This is a genomic window from Lacticaseibacillus daqingensis (assembly GCF_003946115.1).
Classification (GTDB): domain Bacteria; phylum Bacillota; class Bacilli; order Lactobacillales; family Lactobacillaceae; genus Lacticaseibacillus; species Lacticaseibacillus daqingensis.
In genome coordinates this window covers 302,354-321,886 of sequence record NZ_RHOH01000001.1, presented here as the reverse complement: position 1 = coordinate 321,886, position 19,533 = coordinate 302,354, and the positions used below count along the sequence as shown (strand labels likewise).

Sequence of the window (19,533 nt, the reverse complement as noted above, 5' to 3'; positions counted from 1 at the left end):
GTCGGTCCTAGTCGTTTCTCCGGCGCTTCTTGGCGACCACCCCGAGCAACCCCACCAGGCTCAGCAGGGCCAGGCCCCAGGCTGTGGTGGTCACGCTTGATGGCTCGCCGGTTTGTGGCAAGTCAGCCCGCTTCGGTGGCGTGGTCGTGCTCGGCTGCGGGGTCGGGGTTGGACTCGGCGGCGGGGCCGGGCGCGGTTCCAGGGCGGCCGCGTAAGTGACCACTTCCGTCACCGACTCTGGGCCGGTGACCGTTGCCGCGTCCACGAGCCCCCGGTCCGCGACCATGCCGACCACCGTTGGGCTTGCGACGGTGGCAAACACGTTGCCGGCATCCGGCAGCCACGGCCCATACAGGACCGTCACCGCCCCAAGGAGATCGTACACCAGTGTAGCGGTGCGGTGGAACCCAAGCACGGCCGTCACACTCGGCGCCAGCGGGTTGCCGGCGGCATCGCGATAGTGGATGGTGCGCGTCGCCGAACGCTTCAGATCCGCCGCCCCCACACCAGCCGGGTACAGTGGGCTATCGGGGTCGCCAGGCACGATGGCCGTGCCGCCCTCCCCTGGCTGGTCCGGGGTGACCGTGATCATGGTGGCGTAATACTTCAGCTGCTCATCAAACCCGGTGGCGGTCGCGAGCGCCGCATCCGTCACCAGCCGCGCCGCCGTGGCAACCGTTACCGGGCGCAAGTCGTCAAAGGCTGGCGCCGGCAGTGCCGCAAACGTCCGGTCGGCCTCGGCCACCGGCTGCCAGGCCCCATACGTGACCACTGGCGCGCCGCCGGTCACGTACTTGATGGGGGCCGTGCGGGTGAAGCGCAGCGTCTGCGGCTCGGCGCGTCCGAGCGTTGCGCCCGTCATCGCGTTCACGTAGGTGATCGTGCGCGTCACGGTGCGATTGAGTGCGACCTCATCGACGCCGTCAGGATACTTCAGGCCGCCGGTCTCGTCTGGGTCGACGAGTTCGCCGGCTGTGCCCGGCTTATCCGGGGTGACTGTGACGGTATCTCCGTAGAACGTGACCGTCTCATCCGCGACCCTGCCGGCCGCGATCTCGGCGGCTGTCGGGGTGGCCGCTTCGACCACTGTGCGGTCCGCCACAAGGTTTGGCTGGGCCTCAACGGAATGCGCGGCAAACTGGTCGGGCGCCGCCACCCACGCGCTGTACTCTGGCGCCGCCACCGCACGGGCCGGCGTCAAGGTCAGCGTGGCCTCGCGGGTGAAGGTCAGCGCTTGGGTCTGGCGCCTGATCTCAGTCCCGGTGACCGCGTTGTAGTAGATGATGGTGCGCGTCACGGTTTTCGTCAGATCCGCGACCGTCACGCCGTCTGGGTAGGTCGGGCCATCAGTGCCCGGGAAGAGTTCCTCACCTTCCGCTCCCGGCTTGTCCGGGGTCACGGTGAAGGTGGTCGGGAAGTAGTAAACCGTCTCGGCCAATGGCTGGTTCGCGTCGATCTCCGCTTGCGTCACGGCATGTGTCGGCACTGCCGATTCAAATGTCACGACGCCGGCGAAGCTCGGCACTACCTGCAGCTCAAACTCACCGGCCTCTCCTTCTGCCGGTGTCCAGTCACTGTAGACCGGTTCCGGCTGATCCGCCGCCGACGCATAGTGCAGCGTGGCGGTGCGCGTGAAGTGCAATGCCTGCGTTGCGGTCCCAAGCGTTGCCCCGGTCTGCGCGTGGACGTACGTGATCGTCCGCGTCAGGGTCCGGGTCAGGTCGTCGGTGTCAACGCCTGCCGGGTACTTCGGGCCATCCACTTCATCCGTGACCACCAAGTCACCTTCCTTGTGTGGTGCTTCAGGGGTCACGGTCACGACCGTGGCGTAGTAAGCCACCACAACCGGCGCCGCCTCACCAGCGGTAATTTCGTCATCGGTCGGCACTGCGGCCGCAACGGTGTCACGGTCTGCGAACAGCCCATTGCGTGCCGGGACTGGCATCGCGTCAAATGTGTCATCATCCGCGGTCCACGGGCCGTACGTCGCGACCGTTGCCTCGGTGGCCGTCAGCGTCAGGGTCGCCGAACGCTTGAAGGTCAGCGTCTGAGTCTCTGTCGCATACGTGTCACCGGTCGCGGCATTGATGAAGGTGATCGTGCGCGTCACCGTCCGGTTCAGGTCTGTTGCGCTCACCTTGTCCGGGTAGACCGGCCCTGGGATGCCCGGATAGATATCCTCCCCAGCCACTCCCGGCTTGTCGGGGTCAACCGTCACGCTGGTCGGGTAGAAGTAAACGCGTTCGACAATTGGCGTTGCGCCTTCGATTTCATCTGTCGTTGGCGTGCGCTCGGCGACCGTGTCACGGCTCGCGACCCGGTCCGGCTGCGCGGCCACGGCAAAGCTGGCGAAAATTCCCTCTGCAGCTGTCCAGTCGGTATAGCCAACCAGGGTCACGTTGCCGTCCCCGTCAATGGCAAGCGTCGCATTGCGCGTAAAGGTCAGCGTCTCTGTGTTCACCAGCGTCTCGGCCTTAGTGACCGCGTCCACGTCATAGATCTCGCGGGTGACGGTCTTGGTCAAGTCGTTGGCATCCGTGCCGGCCGGGTACTTCGGCGTTTCGCTCCCGTCAAAGATCGACTCACCTTCGGGGCCCGGCTTATCCGGCGTCACCGTGAGCGTCGTCGGGAAGAACAGCACGATTTCCGGCGGCACGCTACCCGCGTCGATTTCTGCTTGCGTCGGGGCGTAGGCCGCAACCGAACTACGTTCGGCCACCTTACCGTTGATCGCAGCAACGGTGACCTGCGCGAATTCAGGCTCAGCTGCGCCCCACTCACTGTAATTCGGGGTTGGCGTGTCCGCCACGGTCCCGTAGCCCAACGTGGCGGTGCGGGTGAAGGTCAGGGGTTGCAGGATCGTCTCCAGCACTGCCCCGGTCTGGGCATCGCGGTAGATGATCGTCCGCGTCAGCGTTTTGGTCAAATCGTCAGCCGCCACGCCGGCTGGGTACTTCGGGCTATTTTCGGTTGGGAAAAGCGCGTCTCCGGCCGTGCCCGGCTGATCCGGTTCGACCACGATGGTTGTCGGGTAGTACCACACGGCCTCAGGCACCACGCCATCGGTGTCGATCTCGGCTTGGGTCGGCTGGTGCGCCGCCACTTCAGCCTTGTCGGCAAATAGGTCTGGCTCCGCCGCCGGGACGTACCGGTCAAACTCGCCGGTCGTCCCCGCCGCTGCGGTCCAGTCGCTGTACTGCGGGGTCGGCAAATCGGCGACGCTGGCGTACGTCAGAGTGGCTGTACGCGTAAAGTCCAGCGTCTGGGTGATCACCTCGATCACTGCCCCGGTCACCCCGTTGTACCGCGTGATCGTGCGGGTGATGGTTTGGGTCAAGTCCTCAGCTGTCACGCCGGCCGGGTACTTCGGGCCGTCGATCTGGTCGGTGATGACCGGCGCGCCTTCCGTGCCGGGCTTTTCCGGTGTGACGCTCACAGTGGTCGGGTAGTAGGTCACGGTAACGTCGTGCGCCACCGCCGGCGTGGTTGCGTTCTCAGCTGCACTCACCAAGGCCAGGGCATCGATACCTGTGACCGACAACTGATCGGCAAAGTACGCTGCCAACGCCGGCGTCAGGACCGCCGCAAACTGCTCGGTGGTCACGGCGCGCCACGGGTGGTAGGTCACGACCCCGGTGGCCGCAGCCCATTCGTCGGGCGTCTCCCCTGGCCAGGTGACCGTGGCGCCGCGTTCGAAGGCCAGCGTCAGGGTCATCGGGGCCGGTACAGGCGTCTGCCCGTCACTCACCACGTAGTGCACGGTCAGCGTCACCGTGTGGTTCAGATTGCTGGCCTCGATCCCGGCTGGATACCGCTGGTTCGAAGTCGGATCCTTCGGGGTCGTCAGCGTGTCGGCCGGCTTCGGCCCAGTCGGATCGTCGCCGTTGACGGGGTCTTTTGGCCCAATCTCAAGGCTTTGGTATGGCGGCATGCCGTACAGCGCCGCGCGCGAGATCCGCTCTGGTAGTTGCGCCTGAGTCAGGTCCAGTGTCACCGGCGCAATGGCCGCATCCAGCGGCGCGTATTCATCCCCGTCCGCATCGTACAAGGTGGCCGGCAAGTCAACCGCCGCGAATTCGTCGGCCGTCACGCCTTGCCAAGCATTGTAGACATAGGTCATCGTCTCCAGATACAGCGTGGCCGTGCGCGTGAAGTCCAGCGCGACCGTTTGGGCCACTTGTGGGGTCGTCCCATTCGCGTCACTGTACAGTGGGATGCTGGCATCGTGACGGGCAAAAAAGCTGATCCACTCCGTTACCGTGGTCTGGAAATCTTCCTCCTCCAACCCACTTGGCACTGACTTGAGCAACTCATCGGACGAATTGATGCTGATGCCTGGCCGCATCGGCCGGTCAAGGCCCACCGTGATTTGGTTTAGGTAGTAGTACACCTTCTCCGCCAGCTCCACCCCGGCACTGATTTCAGCTGCCGTCGGGGTCTTGGCCTCGACCGTGGGCCGGGTCGTGAACTGATCGGGGACGGTCGGGGACGTCAGCGCGGCAAAGTCACTGGCCCCAACCGCCACCCAATCGCCGTATTCAACAATTGGCTCAACCGTTGGATCAATGTTCCCGTCTGCGTCCAGCGTGTACTGGACCCGCGCGGACCGTTCGTAGTCCAGCGTCTGCGTCACCGTTGGCGCAAGCGTCGCCCAATCCATCCCGCTCAGGTACGTGATCGTCCGCGTGAGCGTTCGGTGCAGGTCCGTCGCCGTTACCCCGTTCGGGTAGGTCTGGATGCCGGGGTACTCGGTGAATACCTCATCCCCAGCATTTTTCGGCTGATCCGGGGTCACCGTGAGCTCTGCCACCGGCTTCCTGACGTAGTAAACGGTGCGGTCAACATTGCCCAGCACGCCGTTCGTCACCGGGGACACCGGCTCGATCACCTGAGTCGCCGCCGTCAGCTCGTTCAAAATCGCCGGGATCGCGGTAAAGGCTGGAAACTCAGCATCCGTGACCGGCTGCCAGTCGCCGTAAGTGACCGCCTTCGTCTGCAAGTTGACCGTCGCCGTGCGCGTGAAGCGCAACGTGCCCGCGGTCACTTCCGGTTGAAGTGTCGTCGCCTTGACCTGATCGACAAAGTGAATGGTCTGCGTGACGGTTTGGTTCAGATCCGTCGCCGTCAGCCCGGCCGGATACGTGGGACTCAGCGCATCATTCGGGTCGTATTGCGTATCAACCGCCTTGGAGTCGTCCGGCTGCAGCGTGACACTTGTCGGGTAGTAGTTGACCCGTTGCACCACCGGCTCGCTGTCCGCGGTCACCGGTTGCGCCACCACATGGGTTGCCGTGGTGAACAGGTCACCGATCTCCCGGTCCGCTGGGTCCAGCGCATACTCGGCAAAGGTGTCATCGGCTGGCTGCCAGGCCCCGTAAACCGTACTGCTGGTGCCATCTTGATCAAAGGTGACCGTGGCCGTGCGCATGAAGGTCACCGCACCGATCGGCACTTCGCGAATCAGCTGATTGCCTGCGACATCCCAGTACGCCAGGGTGCGGGTGATCGTCCGGTTCAGGTCGTCATGGGTGACCCCAGCCGGGAATTTCGGGCTTTGCGGGTCGCCAGTGACGGATTCCTCACCGGGTTGCTTCGGCGCATCTGGCTGAACGATGACCACGGCCGGGTAGTACCGCACCTCCCCTAGGATATCACGGGTGGGATCGGTGACAGTTGGTCCAGCCAGCGTGGTCACGCCGGCTACATAGCCCGCGATACTTGGCACCTGATAGGTCGCAAAGTCCCACGTTGTGTCCGGCGCCCACGGTGATGGCATTTTGACGTCATCCGCAAGTACCGTCACGTTGCGGTGAAAGCCCAGCGTTGCCGGGACGTAACCCGGCAACGACAGCGTCTGGCCGGTCACCGCGTCTTTGTGCACGATCGTCCAGGCAACCGCCGTGGTCACCGTTTCATTCCCCGGGTTTTCCGGGGTAAAAACGTTCCGCGTATAAGTCACTTCAAACGTCAGGTTATCCATCGGGCGCAATGGTGTCGGGCTTGGCGCTGGCGCCACTGCCACGATCTCAGCCTGACTGGCGCGGTACTCTGGGATCACTGGCGTTGGCACGACCGGATAGCCAGTCAGCTGCCGATACACGACGGCATCGACAGGCGTGGTCAGCTGATCCCCATATGCTTGCGCGTACAGGTCCGTGACCTGTTCCCAAGCGGCCTCTTGGATCACGAATGGGTCTGCCGGTTCCACCGCTCCGTCCAGCACCACGTAGCGGATCCCGCGCAAAACAGTCAGCGGTTCAACCAATCGCCGGTGCCTCAGTTCGATAGTCACCGTTTGCCCCGGCTGAGCGGTAAAGTGTTCATTGCCGTCGACGATCGTGCCATTTTCCTGCGCCAGACTAGCCGCCCCGGCGTCCACCTCCAGATGATACGACCCGGCGGCTGGCCCGGTCGTGATCACCGTGTCGCCGTAGTGGCTTGGATCGGTTTGCGGCGTGGTCGTATGAACGGTTGCCATCACGCGGCCGCCGTCGCTCAAGTCAACATATTGAATGTGGATCAGCGTATCCGTATACGTCACAAGCCGGGTGATCTCAGTCGCGGTGCCGTTCAGTTCAACGGCAATGACCCCGGCCGGCGCAACCCGACGGTTAAGCTGAATCGCCCGATCCGTGCCATCGCCGACCGGTAGCGAATTGACCGCTACCGAAACCGCCGCGCGCCAGCCGGCCGCCCAGCCCGGATCGCCATTGTCCGGCATCGGCATCGTTGGCCCCAGCGCCGCGATCAGTTCCGTGCCGGCCACGTCAGGCCGCCAGTCACTCAACCGGACCGTCGTGTCTCCGGTCGCGTCATCCACGGTCAGCAACAGCTCACGTGAAAACGTGAGGGTCTGCCGCTGCGCGTCAACCACCACCGGCGCGTCAAACGTGGTGACCACGGTTACAGTGTGCGTCAGCTCAGCCTCTGGATAATACCAGATGGTTCGGGTCAAATCGGGGGTGGCCGCATCGGTCGGGACCGCCGCCACATTTCCTGCGCTCACATAGCCGTCCTTAGCCGGTGCGATCACCTCCTGAAACGTTGGCTGCGGCGAGATCCAGTCTTCCAATATTGGGGTCGTAACCAGCGTCCCCGCGGCATCGTACGCAAACGTCACGATCCCGGTGCGCGTATAGGTCACGTCAAACTCATCATTGGCGTATACCGCAGCCCCCGTGCTAGCGTCAATGTAGCGAATCATCTCGCGGATCACGCGGGTCAAATCAGTGGTATCAACGCCGCTTGGATAACGCCGTGGGTCTTCATCGGCACCGCTGACGGGCGTGCCCGCGCTGACGCCGACGCCTGGATCGAGTCGCACCATGTCGGGAAAGTATACGATGGTCTCCGCGTACGCCAGTGTCGGATTATTGAGGTCAGCCGCCGTCACGGTCTGCACCTGCGAGGCGTACCGACTGGCCACTTGGTTCACGAGGGTCGGCGAAACGACTGCGGCAAAAGTGTCGTCCGTGGCCGGTAGCCAGGCCGTGTAGCCGACCACGCGATTGGTTTCCAGGTTAACGGTGGCGGTGCGCGTAAAGCGCAACGTTGTTACCGCGGCTGGTGCGGCCTGGGTGCCGTCTTCATTTTCGTAATTGATCGTCTGCGTGACCGTTCGACTGAGCGCTTCAAGCGCGACCCCCGTCGTGTTCGGCTCATCGGGGCCAACCGTTGCAAAGCGTGGATTATACACAACGTTGACCGGGTCGAGCCGTTGCGTGGGGTTGGTCACGGTCAAGGCGCCCACTGTCTTAGTCGTCGTGAACTGATCGCTCAGATTCGGCGAGTTCACGCTGGCAAACGTACTACTGCCGTCCGCGGTCCATGCCCCATAGTCAGCGACCATGGTGGCCGGATCCACCGTCCCTCGCCGCGTGTAGGCCAGCGTCTGGGTCACCGAAGGGCTGACGGTGTTGCCCGCCGCGTCCACGTAATTGATCGTCCGACTCGCGGTCGCGTGCTGAATGATGTAGCCCCCCGGCACGTCCCCGAGGTTATTGGACTCCACAACATACAAATCCTGATTCGTCGTCAAGCCGATGCTGTCTAGATTGACGGACCATGTCCCAGCCGTCCCAACCGTGGTCTGGACCGTCGGCCCGCCGCTGATCGCGCGTACCGTGATGAGATTGCCCACCTCAGTCCCGGTGCCGCTCAGCGTGGCGGAATTGCTCAGCGGCGAGGTGACCTTTGGCGCGAGCTGATAGCTGACCGGCGCATCAAAGTAGGCCAAGATGACAGACGGTTGAAAATCCTGGGTCGCTTTCCACGGGGCCAATGGCGTTTTGAAGTACACCATCACGCCTTGCGCCCCAATGTTCGCCGCCGTTGCCGTGACACTGACATCCCTGGACAGTGTCAAGGTGCGGGCAGTGAACACCGACATATCCCCTTCAAGGGAATTCAAAAGTGGGGTCTTAGTGGTATCAGCCGTAAAACCGGCCCCGATCGGCGCCACATTCAGGCTCGGGTAACCCACCACATTGAACGAAAAATTGTGTAGCGCCGTGTTATTGACGACTGTTCCGGCCGAGATCGTGACCGTAATGGTGGAAGCTTGCGTCAATTGCCACACACCGCCCACATTACGGGCGTTCGTGACAACCAGCCGATAGCCCGGCACGATCGGATGCGCGCGGTAATCGGCGTTGGACAGGCTGATCTGGTCCGGCGTCAAGTTGCTACTGTTGCCGATCCAGCGCGTGATGACCCGGTACGCGTTGCTCGTGCTGGTCGCGTAATTGCTCGCCCCTTCAATCGTGGTCGTTAAGGTCAACGCTGCCAGCCTACCCTGATCACGCACCGCCGCGCTGTTGTTGAGCAATTGTGGGGCTGTCATCACGACCCCAGCCGGTGGGGTCACCGCAGCGGCCAGCAGTTGAGGGGCCGCCGCCAGTGGCGCAATGGCACTGATCGGGGTCTCGTCTGTGATCGGTGCTGATGGCACCGCCACCTCAGACGCCGAATCGCCCATGACAGCGGTCGGCGCTGGTGCCGGAGCTGCCGAGGTGGTAGCCAGCGGGGTGCTGGCGGTCTGAGGGCTTGCCACTTCAAGGGACGCGCTGGCCGGCGTCCCGGTATCCGGCACGGTGGCCGCACTGGCCTCAGCCCCTTCTGGACTCGGCGCGGGTGCGGTCACATCCGCGGGCGGCAGGTCCTGTCCCGGTTCATCTGGCGCCTCGCTTGGCGTGGCGGCTACCTGCACCGCCGCCACCTGGGGCTCACCGCTTTCATCTGCGCGAACCGTGCGCGGGCTGGTCGCGATGCCCAGCCCGAAGACGGCGGTCATCAAACCGGCCACCACCCAGTTGCGGCCGCGCTTGTACAATTTAAAATGGACACGCCGCTCCGCTGTGGCGCGCAGCATCCGGTCGTGCCGCTCACTGATTTTTTCTAACACGACAAGTTTCCTCCTCCCCAACGGGGTCTGCGTCTAACAGCCGTTTAAAATGACAATGTCAAACGGTACCATGGAGTATAGCATCGAAGCAAGAAAGCGGATACATCACGACTCATGCGTGTCTTGGCGTGATTCTTTTTTATCACGAATGCGCGACTTATCACGTGCCATCGCAAGACTTCGATATAAATATTCTATTTGTCCGCGCATGTTTGCACGGTTTCAAATTCGATCAAGTGAGGAAGTCCCTCTCATTTTGGTCATCACCAGATAATTTTTGCGAATAATTAGGATAACAACGCAAAAGTGACGTCGCCCCCATCAATTCTCACGTGATCTTAATTTTAGCGTACAAAAAGGCCAGCCCGGCCCGCTTATCGCGGACCCGAACTGGCCTCTTCAGATTCATTCAGTTAGGTTATTCCGCCACGCGCCGCACGGTCACGTTGTTGGTGGAACCTGGTTCGTACAGTGGCAGACCGGCCACGATGACCACTACGTCACCCTTGGCCAGCGCGCCATCTTCAACGAGCTTGGCTTCGGCTTCCGCAACCAGCTTTTCGTAGTCGGCGCCCTTTGGCAGAACCATTGGGGTCACGTTCCAGGAAAGCAGCAGGCTAGAAGCAGTGCGTTCGTCGTAGGTCACGGCGAGGATCGGGGCTTCCGGCTTCAGGCGGGAAATCTGACGGGCGGTGTAGCCGCTAGCAGTCAGCGCAATGATGGCCTTGGCGTTCACGCGTTCCGCCGCCGTCACCGCCGCGATCGCGGTGGTGGTGGTGATGGAACCGGACGTCTTGAGCTCTTCCAGCACTGGGGAGTGCTTTGGCAGCATCTTGTCGGCGCGTTCGTCGATCACGGCCATGGTGTGGACGGATTCGATCGGGTAGTCCCCGTTCGCGGATTCACCGGACAGCATGGTGGCGTCGGTCCCCTGCAGCACGGCAAAGGCCACGTCGGTCACTTCAGCACGCGTTGGGCGTGGGTTTTCCTGCATGGAGTCGAGCATCTGCGTTGCGGTGATGACCGGCTTGCCGACCAGGTTGCACTTGTGGATGAGCATCTGTTCAACCGCAGGCACTTCCTCGTAAGGAATTTCGATCCCCATGTCGCCACGGGCAATCATGATCCCGTCAGCCATCTCAAGGATGGCATCGGTGTTGTCGATCCCTTCTTGTGATTCGATCTTTGGGATCACAAGCACGTCTTCGCCACCGACTTCGGACAGCACGTCGCGAATTTCTTGCACGTCGCTGGTCTTACGCACGAAGGACGCTGCGATGAAGTTGATGCCCTGCTTGACCCCGAAGCGGATGTCGTCTTTATCCTTTTCGGTGATCCCCTTCAGCTGAAGGGAAACGCCTGGGGAGTTGACCCCCTTCTTGGAGCCCAGGATCGCTGGGTTTTGGACTTCGAGCTTAAGGGCGTGGGCTTCTTCGTCCTTCGCCACAATGACCGTGTCCAAAAGACCATCATCGAACAGCACGTGGTGACCCACGCTCACGTCATCGTAAAGGCCACCGTAAGTGATGTCCACGTGACCCTTGTAGGTCTTGGCACCGGTGTTCATGGTCAGGGTGATCATGTCGCCCTTGTCATATTCCACCTTGCCGTCGTTTTCAACTTCGGTCGTCCGGATCTCGGCACCCTTCGTGTCGAGCATCAGACCAACCTTGACGCCGGTTTCTTTCATGGCCTGCTTCACCAGGTTCATGCGGCCAAGCTGTTCTTCGTGGTCACCATGAGAGAAGTTGAACCGGAAAATGTTCGCACCGGCGCCGATCAGCGCCTTAATCGTTTCCAGATCGTTGGACGCAGGGCCCAAGGTGGAGACGATCTTCGTCTTACGCATACTTGTATTCCTCCATATAGTTGTGGCAATTTGCCGTCTAATGCGTGATAAGCATCACGACTTAATTTTAAGGAATTTTGACAGCATTTACAAACATTTTAGGCAAACCAGTCAAATTTGCGGCTAATGGGCGCCACGACGCACTAAAAAACAGGTCCCTCCGAAGAGAAACCCGTCTGTGTCAAAAGTGTGTGCTTAGGCCTTGCGGCGCCGCTTAAGCACGGTCAGTCCGCCAAGGAGCGACGTGAGCGCCAGCCCCAGCAGCGCAAGGGCGCCATTGGCTTGGTTGCCCGTTTGCGGCAACGCTGGCTTGCCGGTTGGCGACTGGTCGCCCTGCCCGTGCTTGCTTGGTGCCGGGCTCGGCTCAGTTGGCGCCGGCGCCGGTGTCTGCGCGTAGGTGACCGTGCGCGCCACCGTACTGTTGGCGGCCGAAACCGTAATGGCCGCGTTCGCCGCCGCGGCTTGGCCGTCCAGCATTGACGCAACGACGGCGGTGTAGCCCACTGGCGTTCTCAGGTCGGTCAGCGCGTCAACGGTTGCCGTCGCTGGCCCACGCGTCGCATCCCCCTCCGGATCGGTGGTCCAAGCACCGTAGACCAGGTGGCCCACCTCACCGCTCGGAATGGTTGTGTCGATCGTCGCCGTCCGGTAGAACGTCTGCGTTGCCGTTGTGGTTTTCCCCACCGGCGCGCCGTAGTTGACCGTGATGGTCACCACATGCGTCAGCTCTGCCACGGTCGTGCCCGCTTCCTCGCCCGGCTTGGTCGGCGTGTAAACCGTGTTCGGCTGCCGCGTGTAGTTCACTGCACGCGTCACCGTCGCGTTGGCGGCCGTCACCACGATCGCAAGGTTATCATCCGTCGCTTGCCCGTCCACGGCCGAGGTCACGCGTTCGACATAGCCCAGTGGGGTCCTCAGGTCTGCCAGTGCCTCGATCGTCGCCGTCGCGGTGCCTGCCGCGGCATCACCGTTAGCCCCGGTTGTCCATGGACTGTACGTCAGGTGACCCGCCTCACCCACCGGGATCGCGGGGTCAACCGTCACGGTCCGATAGAAGGTGACGGTGCTTACCGCAGGGTCGCCGCCGACCAGCTCGCCATAGGTCACGGTGACCGTGACCACATGTGTCAGATCGGTGACTTGCGTGCCGGTTTCCTCACCGGGCTGATCTGGCGTGAAGGTTTCGGTCGCCTGCTTCGCGTAGCTCACGGTTCGAATCACCGTATCATTGGCCGCCGTCACCGTGAGCGCATCGTTGGCACCTGCGGCCGCGCCATCCAGCGTGGTAGTCACGCTGGCGGTGTAGCCCAGCGGCGTTTTCAGGTCAGCCAGCGCCGCCACGGTTGCCGTGGCCGTCCCCTTCGTGGCATCGCCTGCCGGATCGGTGGTCCAGGTACCGTAGGTCAGATGCCCCGCCGCGCCGACGGCAATGGTTGGGTCAACCGTGGCCGTCCGGTAGAACGTCACCGACTGGTCCTCGCTTTGGTTGACGGGATCCCCGTAGTTGACGGTCACCGCCACCCCCTTCACTAGGTCATCCCGCGTGGTGCCGGTTTCCTCGCCGGGCTTGGTTGGCGTATAAATGGTGTCCGGTTGGCGTTCATACGTGACCTGCCGCACGACCGCGGTGTTGCTGGCGTCGACCGTGAGCGCATCGTTGGCACCTGCGGCCGCGCCATCCAGCGTGGTAGTCACGCTGGCGGTGTAGCCCAGTGGCGTTTTCAGGTCAGCCAGCGCAGGCACTGCCACGGTGGCAGTGCCATTGGCGGCATCCCCCTCCGGATCAGTGGTCCAAGCGCTGTAGGTCAGATGCCCCGCCGTGCCGACGGCAATCGTCGGGTCAACCGTAACGGTCCGGTAGAACGTCACAGTGCTTACCGCAGGGTCGCCGCCAACCGGCTCACCATAGGTCACCGTGATCGTCACCACATGGGTCAGATCAGTCACCGTTGTGCCGGTGTCTTCCCCTGGCTTGGTCGGCGTGAAGATCGTGTTCGGCTGGCGCGTGTAGGTCACAAGCTCCTGGATCCCGCTGAGTAGCACGCTTGGATCGTCGGCTTGGTCAAAAGTGACCGCAGTCGGCGTCAGTGCCGCAATACTGGCGCGGTCCACCGTGTAGCCCAGGATGACGGGCGATTGTACTTCAGCGTACGCGCCCGTTGGGGTGTACACCGTGGTGCCGGTCGTTTCGTTGGTGACAAAATCGTACGTCACCACCTGCTCGATGGCCGCCGGGGTCTGCGCATCAGCACCGGTATACGTGATGGTTCGGGTCACGGAGACGGTTCCCTGCAGCACCCGGTCGAGCACGACCGGCACCGCCTGCGGTTCGGTGGTGGCCAACCCGTTGGACGTGACGCTGAACGTGCTGGTCATCGATCGCGCCGCCCCGCCATCGGCTTCATCGGCGTAAAGCATTGGGACCTGTAGCGTGTACTGGACGGTTTGGGCTCCACCGGCGATCGGCTCAGCCGCATTCGCGTAGCTGATCCGGAAAGCGGTCACCGCGCCCCAATCAGCGGCTGCCGCGGCTTCATCAAGCCAGGTCGCCGCACTGAGATCAGCTACCGTGCTGGTGGTATACGCCACGGTGACCTTGCCCTGCCAATCGACGGGTAACACCACGGGACCTGTCAGTGTTGGGCTGAAGTCCGAGCCTCGTGGGTCACTGGTGGTCAGCCCCAGGTCGCCGGGCTTGGGCAGCGCGGCGATCAGCTCCAGTTGCGTGAGCTGCGCGTCCGTCTCGGCCCGCGTGCCCACCGCCATTACCACGGTGGCGCCCGGCGCCACTTGGGTCTCGGACGGCGTGCCCACGGTGTCGAGCTTGCTGGTTTTGAGCAGCGGCATGCGCGCCGTTGCGTAAAGGAGCGAATCCGTGGTCTGCCCGTTGCCGTTCAGGTCATCGGCGTCTGCGACGAGCCGATTGGCCTGTGCGGCATCGGGGTCGGCGGACTCCGGCGCGGTATAGGGGGCCGGGCCAAGGTCCGTGTACGACTGAAAGACCAGGTCGCTGGCCGCATTGGCCGCCACCTGAATCCCGAGAGTGAGCCCTTTTCCCTCACCCGGACGCAAAAAGTTGCTCGGCTGCGCGGATTTGCCCCAGTCGATGCGGAGGAGCTGCTGGCCGCTACCTTGGTAGTCTGTTGCGACAACGGTGACCGCGGCTCCGTCAGCGGCGCGCGTGGTCGCCGGGTCGTACTGCACGCCCGCCGGCAAAAACACATACGTCGTCGCCCCAGCATCAGGCAACCCGAGGTTAGCTTGCGATGTGTCGGCCAGCGTGAGCTGAATGGCTAACTGGTGCGCGCCTACGGTCATGACCCCTGCGCCATCCGCCAACGTGAGCATGCTCGCCACGGTGCGGGTGACATCGGTGGCAGCTTGCACGACCTCCACCGTTTTTTCCGCCAAATACAGCCTAGTGGCATCGGTCCTGCCCAGCAACTTCGTCGGGTTGTTGGCGTTCACCTGATCCATCACCGTCTCGCTCGGCGTGCCGATAATGCCGTAACGCGACGCCAACTGCGGTAGGAATTGGTGCGTGATCGTGCCCACAAATCCGGGATCGACCGATGTGATAAAGGAGAACGTCTGCATCAGGCCATTAGGGGCACCGGAGTCGACCGGCACCTGCGTCACATCAAAGTTGCTGACCGGAGCCTGCCCGGGTCCTGGCGTCGTGCTTTGGATCACGGCATCCGGGTTATCAGGGAGCGCCTGCCCATCGGCGTCTAAATGGTAATACGCGTACACATCGACAACCGTCTTCGCGGGGTCAAGCCCCATCGCCAGTAACGCCTGGCGCGTCAGTGTGTACGTCTGATCGGTTCTCAGCCTGGTCTCAAGCACGGTGTAGGTCGTCTCGCCCGCGTACTTGACCGCCAGCGTCAGGTACGGATAGGTCGTTAACGGCGCGTATCCGGTAGGGGTCAGCCGCCCAAACGAAGCCTCGTTGAACAACGGATTCGCTTCAGAAACAGATGGATTATAGTATGCCTGGCCAATGACCAGCCGCTGCAGGGTCTCCCCGGCACTGAGCCGCTGATGCATGGCCACGTAGTCGATCATGCCCTGCGTTTGCGCCATATAGGCCGCATCCGACACCCCGATGCCAAAGTAACTGGTCGAAATGACGCTCGTCGTCGCCAGCAATGGCGCTCTTTCAGCGTACACCGTTGGGTCCGCATTCCCCGTTCCTGTGTTAAGGGTCATCTCACCGTTCGCCGGACCGTAGCTGCTGAGCGGCCAAGTCCCCCCAACCGCCGTCACCGGGGCCGTCGGATTGGCCGGCGAAATCATCACGGTCGCGTTCACCGCGTTGGCCGTGAACGTGGTCCCGTCTGCCATCTGCGCCGTCAGCTGCGCGGGGTTCACCAGTCTGGTAAAAAGCGCCACATCCGCGTCCACCGTGGCGAGGAAGGCGTACTTGTAAGTGGCGGACGCCGCCAGTTGCGCCGCGCGAGCGCCTGCGGGCTGCGTCCAGGTCAGCACGGTCGCACCGGCCGCGTTCGTGGTCACCACCGGCGCATCCGTGAGGTACCCGTCAACCGTGGCCATGCCGCCATAGGTCAACCCTTTGGCCAGCGTGTAGGTCATGGTGATGGGGGTGCCCTCCGCCACCAGCCCCGCCCCGGCGTCAGCGGTGCTGACCGTGTAGCCGGCCCCCAGCGTCACGGTGTCGCCCTGCGCCGGGTTGTCGTGCGTCACGGCCGGATCCGCCGCGGCAATGTTCAGAATCGCGTTTGTCACCGCCGCTCGGGCCGCCGCCACCGCAGTCGCGGTCGCCTGCGTGGTCTGCGGGCTCAGCCCATCTGCGCTAAACTGGGCGCTGGCGGTGATCGTTTCCCCGTTAGCTACCAGCGCCTTATCCGGCGTCAGGTGCAACGCGAGCTGGGTGGCCAGCCCACTGCTGAGCGCACCAAAATCGTACGTCAGCGTGCCCGCGGCTTCATCGTACACCGGCGTCACGCCGCGCAGGGTCAATGTGCCGGGGTCATCCTGCAAGCGAACGCCCGATGACAGCTGGATCACGAGCGTTGCGTTCGTGTAACTCGTCTTGATCCCCGTGACATTGAAGTTCAGGGCAAAAACATCCGTAGCGCCCACGTTCACCGTTGGCGTTGCCATTCGACTGGTCAGTGTCACAGCCGCCGCAACCGGCGTTTCGGTGTCCGCCGCCGGCTGCGGCACCGTCGGCCCATCGCTTGCCGGGGGTTCGGTCGCCGCTGCCGAGGCGGCGCTGCTCACCGTGTCACTAGACGCCGCAGTCGGATCCCCCGCGGCTGGGGTGGCAAGCGTTGCGGCGCCCGCATCCTGGTCAGTGCCGCCGGTTTCAGCCGCGACTGGGGCGGTACCTTCATCGGCCTGAACGAAGCGGCCACTGGTCAGTGATAGGCCCGCCGCGAATGCGACCGTGGTCATGCCCGCAACTACCCAGCGTTTGCCGGCTTTGTAGAGTTTGAGTCGTAATTTAGCCGTCATCGTTGCGTCATGACGGCGACGTAATTGTTTTTTCATCATGTTCCCCCTGTGATTAAATGATTTATAAAAGCAACACGATTCAATCACTGCTCACACATATGATCACCACCCCGAATATTATGTATTCAGACTTTAAATTATAACTATAGGTTATAGTTTTTGATTATTCACTTCCTGTTCGCCGACAGTATCTGATGGATTATCAAATAAGGCAAGTTTTTTCACTCGGATTTGAAATATCACCGGGCGTGGTTTGGGCGAAGGCATTCTGCGCCACACCAAAAAGGCGACGATCGCCGCCGGCCCAAGCCGGTGTCTCATCGTCGCCCGTTGACTATTGATTCAGCCGCTGCCTAGTCCTGCAGCGCGTACCGTTTGATCGCCAGTGCCAACCCGTCCTCATCGTTGGTGGCCGTGACAAAGTCGGCGGCTGCCTTGGCCGCTTCGGTGCCGTTACCCATGGCCACTGCACAGCCGACCGCCTCAAACATGGCGATGTCGTTGCCTTCATCGCCCACCGCCATCATGTTGGCCGCGGGAATGCCCAGCACCGCCCCCAGATCGCGCAGCGCTTGCCCCTTGGTGACGCCTTCGTGCATCACCTCCAGGAAGTTGCGGCCGGCGCGCAAGACGGAGTGGGTCTGCCCGAACTGGGCGCGCACCCCGGCTTCGGCGGCGTCAAGCAGCGCCTCAGGGCCGACGAACAAGCCTTTCACGATGGCAAAATCGGCTGGCAACTCGGCCGGCTGGCGGATCTTGAGGCCCGCAAAGTTTTCGGCCGCCTGCACAACGATCATCGCGTCAACGTCGTGGTCGGCGGTGTAGATCACGCCGGCTTCATCCAGCACGTTGAACGGCAGGTGGTGCGCTATTGCGTAGGCCGTCATGGCCTCGTAGCCGGCGCGGTCGATCAGGTGCTTGGCGACCACGGTGCCGGTGACGGTTTCACTCACAGCACCGTTGCCGGTCACCACGTACTGCTCAGGGCCACTGATCCCCAGCGCCTTCAGGTAATGGGCGACCCCCGCCAGTGGCCGACCGGTGCACAGCACCACCTTGATCCCACGAGCCAAGGCGGCTTGCACGGCCGCAATGGTCGTGGGTAGCAGCTGCTTTTGGGACGTCAGCAGGGTGTCATCGATATCTAAGGCAATCAGTTGAATGGGCATGGCATGTGCCTCCTTTTCTACTACATTACCACGGCCGCCGCATTTAAGGGGTCATTTTTGACAGCGGTAACAGACACCTTGCCGCAACTCCGGCCAGATATGATATGATGTTGACGATTTATTGAGGAGAAAACATGAAAAGATTAAGTTTGCGCCACCGCATCGTCTTCGCCTGTGTCGGCGTGGGCGCCTTGCTGCTGCTCGCCCTCGGCGGGTTCCTGCTCGTGCGCCACAACCAAACGGCGCAGCGCGTCGCCGCAGCGACCCGGGTCTTCAAGCAGCTCAAGGCCGACCAGGCAACGCTCACACAAGCCGTTGCGCAGGGCTGGACCGATGACCAGCACCACTACGTTCGGGCGACGGTGACCCCCGCCGCCATCACCGCGCTGCAAACCCGCGCCACCAAGCTGACGGCCACCGCCAAGCCGTATGCGACCGTGCGCGATCCGGCGACTGCGAGCAAAGTCAACACCTTCACGCAGGCGCAGCGCATGCTGGGCGAGCAGCTCCAGCGGCTGAAGCGCGCGCAAGTCGCCACGGCGGCCGTCAACGCACTGTTTCAGGCGCCGTTTTTGACCGATGCGACCCCGCACCCGGCAGTCCTCGTGCGGGAAAAGCTGACGGCCGCCAAAGTCGCGGCCGCGGCCAAGCAGACCCCCACCGTCAACACGACCCTGGCCGCAACACTGCTTCAGGCCACCACGCTGGCCAAGGCGCAGCTGGCTGAGCGGGCGGCGCTCGTCGAACAGGTGGCCCTGATCGCGCCGGAGGGGACGCTGCGGCCCGATGTCACGCTGCCGCAGCTCACCACCTTTCAGGCGCACGTGGCCCAGCTCAAGTACGCCGGGCTCAAGGCCCCGTATGAAGCACTGCTGACCACGGTGGCGCAGCGCGCCGCCGCGCTCAACAGCCTCAAGGCCCTCAGTGCCAGCGACCGGCAAAAGCGCGTCCTGCTCGCCTACGCCAAGGCCACCAGCATCGCGCCGGCGCGCCTCGATCAGGTGCGCGCGTTCTTCGTCAACCGCGAAGAACTCACAGATACGGCCTACACTGCCGAGATCGGGACACTGAACCTCGCCGGTGACGCGCTGGCCGCCGACTTCACCATCACGCTGACCGCCACCGTGACCGGGGCCTACACGCTCACCCGCAGTGGGCAACCCCTTGCCACCGGTGACCTGATGCAGGACTTCACCGCGGCCGACACGGCCAAGCTCACCCGTGACCCGGCCAAAATCGTGGCGCCCAAGCTGACCGAGGCGCAGTTCAAGCAGGCCATCACCGCCGATTTTGCCGCGCAAGGCCTGGCAGTGGCGCAGCTTGAATTCCCGCAGCCTGCCACCGTGACCGGCGACACGATCGCGCTGCAGATCGTGCTGGGGGACGGCGCCCAGGTGCGCTACAACGCGGCCACCGGCGAAGGGGAGTGGTATGACTATGCCATCGGACCGAGCGAGGCCGAAGGGTACCGGTACGATGCCAAGCTGACCACCGCCATTTGGGCGCAGGCCGCAGGCGACTAGTCGTTCACCCGTTCAAATAACTTGACAGGATTATTCGCATCACGTTAAGCTATTAATAACAAATCAATACAGACATCGGTTGGGCGCAAGCTTCAAGAATCACTTTCC

General features: G+C 62.8%; 5 protein-coding genes. 1 reads left to right on the top strand and 4 read right to left on the bottom strand.

Features of this window, described 5'->3' with window-relative positions:
• Window positions 1-7 precede the first annotated feature (7 nt).
• The 4 genes from EKM88_RS01200 to EKM88_RS01185 form a co-directional block, all read right to left on the bottom strand.
• Complete coding sequence (locus EKM88_RS01200; RefSeq protein ID WP_125702357.1) at window positions 8-9,403, bottom strand: mucin-binding protein; 9,396 nt, start codon at window positions 9,401-9,403, stop codon at window positions 8-10.
• Window positions 9,404-9,821: 418 nt separating this feature from the next.
• Entirely contained in the window at window positions 9,822-11,252 is a 1,431-nt protein-coding gene (gene pyk, locus EKM88_RS01195; RefSeq protein WP_125702356.1) for a pyruvate kinase, read from the bottom strand.
• Between the two features lie 195 nt (window positions 11,253-11,447).
• Window positions 11,448-16,769 carry a mucin-binding protein gene (locus EKM88_RS01190; RefSeq protein WP_164511956.1) on the bottom strand — a complete coding sequence of 1,774 codons (5,322 nt, stop codon included), beginning with the start codon at window positions 16,767-16,769 and terminating at the stop codon, window positions 11,448-11,450.
• 317 nt (window positions 16,770-17,086) lie between these two features.
• Window positions 17,087-17,902: a Cof-type HAD-IIB family hydrolase gene (locus EKM88_RS01185; RefSeq protein ID WP_125702354.1), complete on the bottom strand. Its 816-nt coding sequence runs from the start codon at window positions 17,900-17,902 to the stop codon at window positions 17,087-17,089.
• A gap of 134 nt (window positions 17,903-18,036) precedes the next feature.
• Here EKM88_RS01185 and EKM88_RS01180 point away from each other — a divergent pair, with 134 nt between their 5' ends.
• On the top strand, window positions 18,037-19,425 hold the full coding sequence (locus EKM88_RS01180) for a hypothetical protein (RefSeq protein WP_125702353.1): 1,389 nt from the start codon (window positions 18,037-18,039) through the stop codon (window positions 19,423-19,425).
• Window positions 19,426-19,533: the final 108 nt, after the last annotated feature.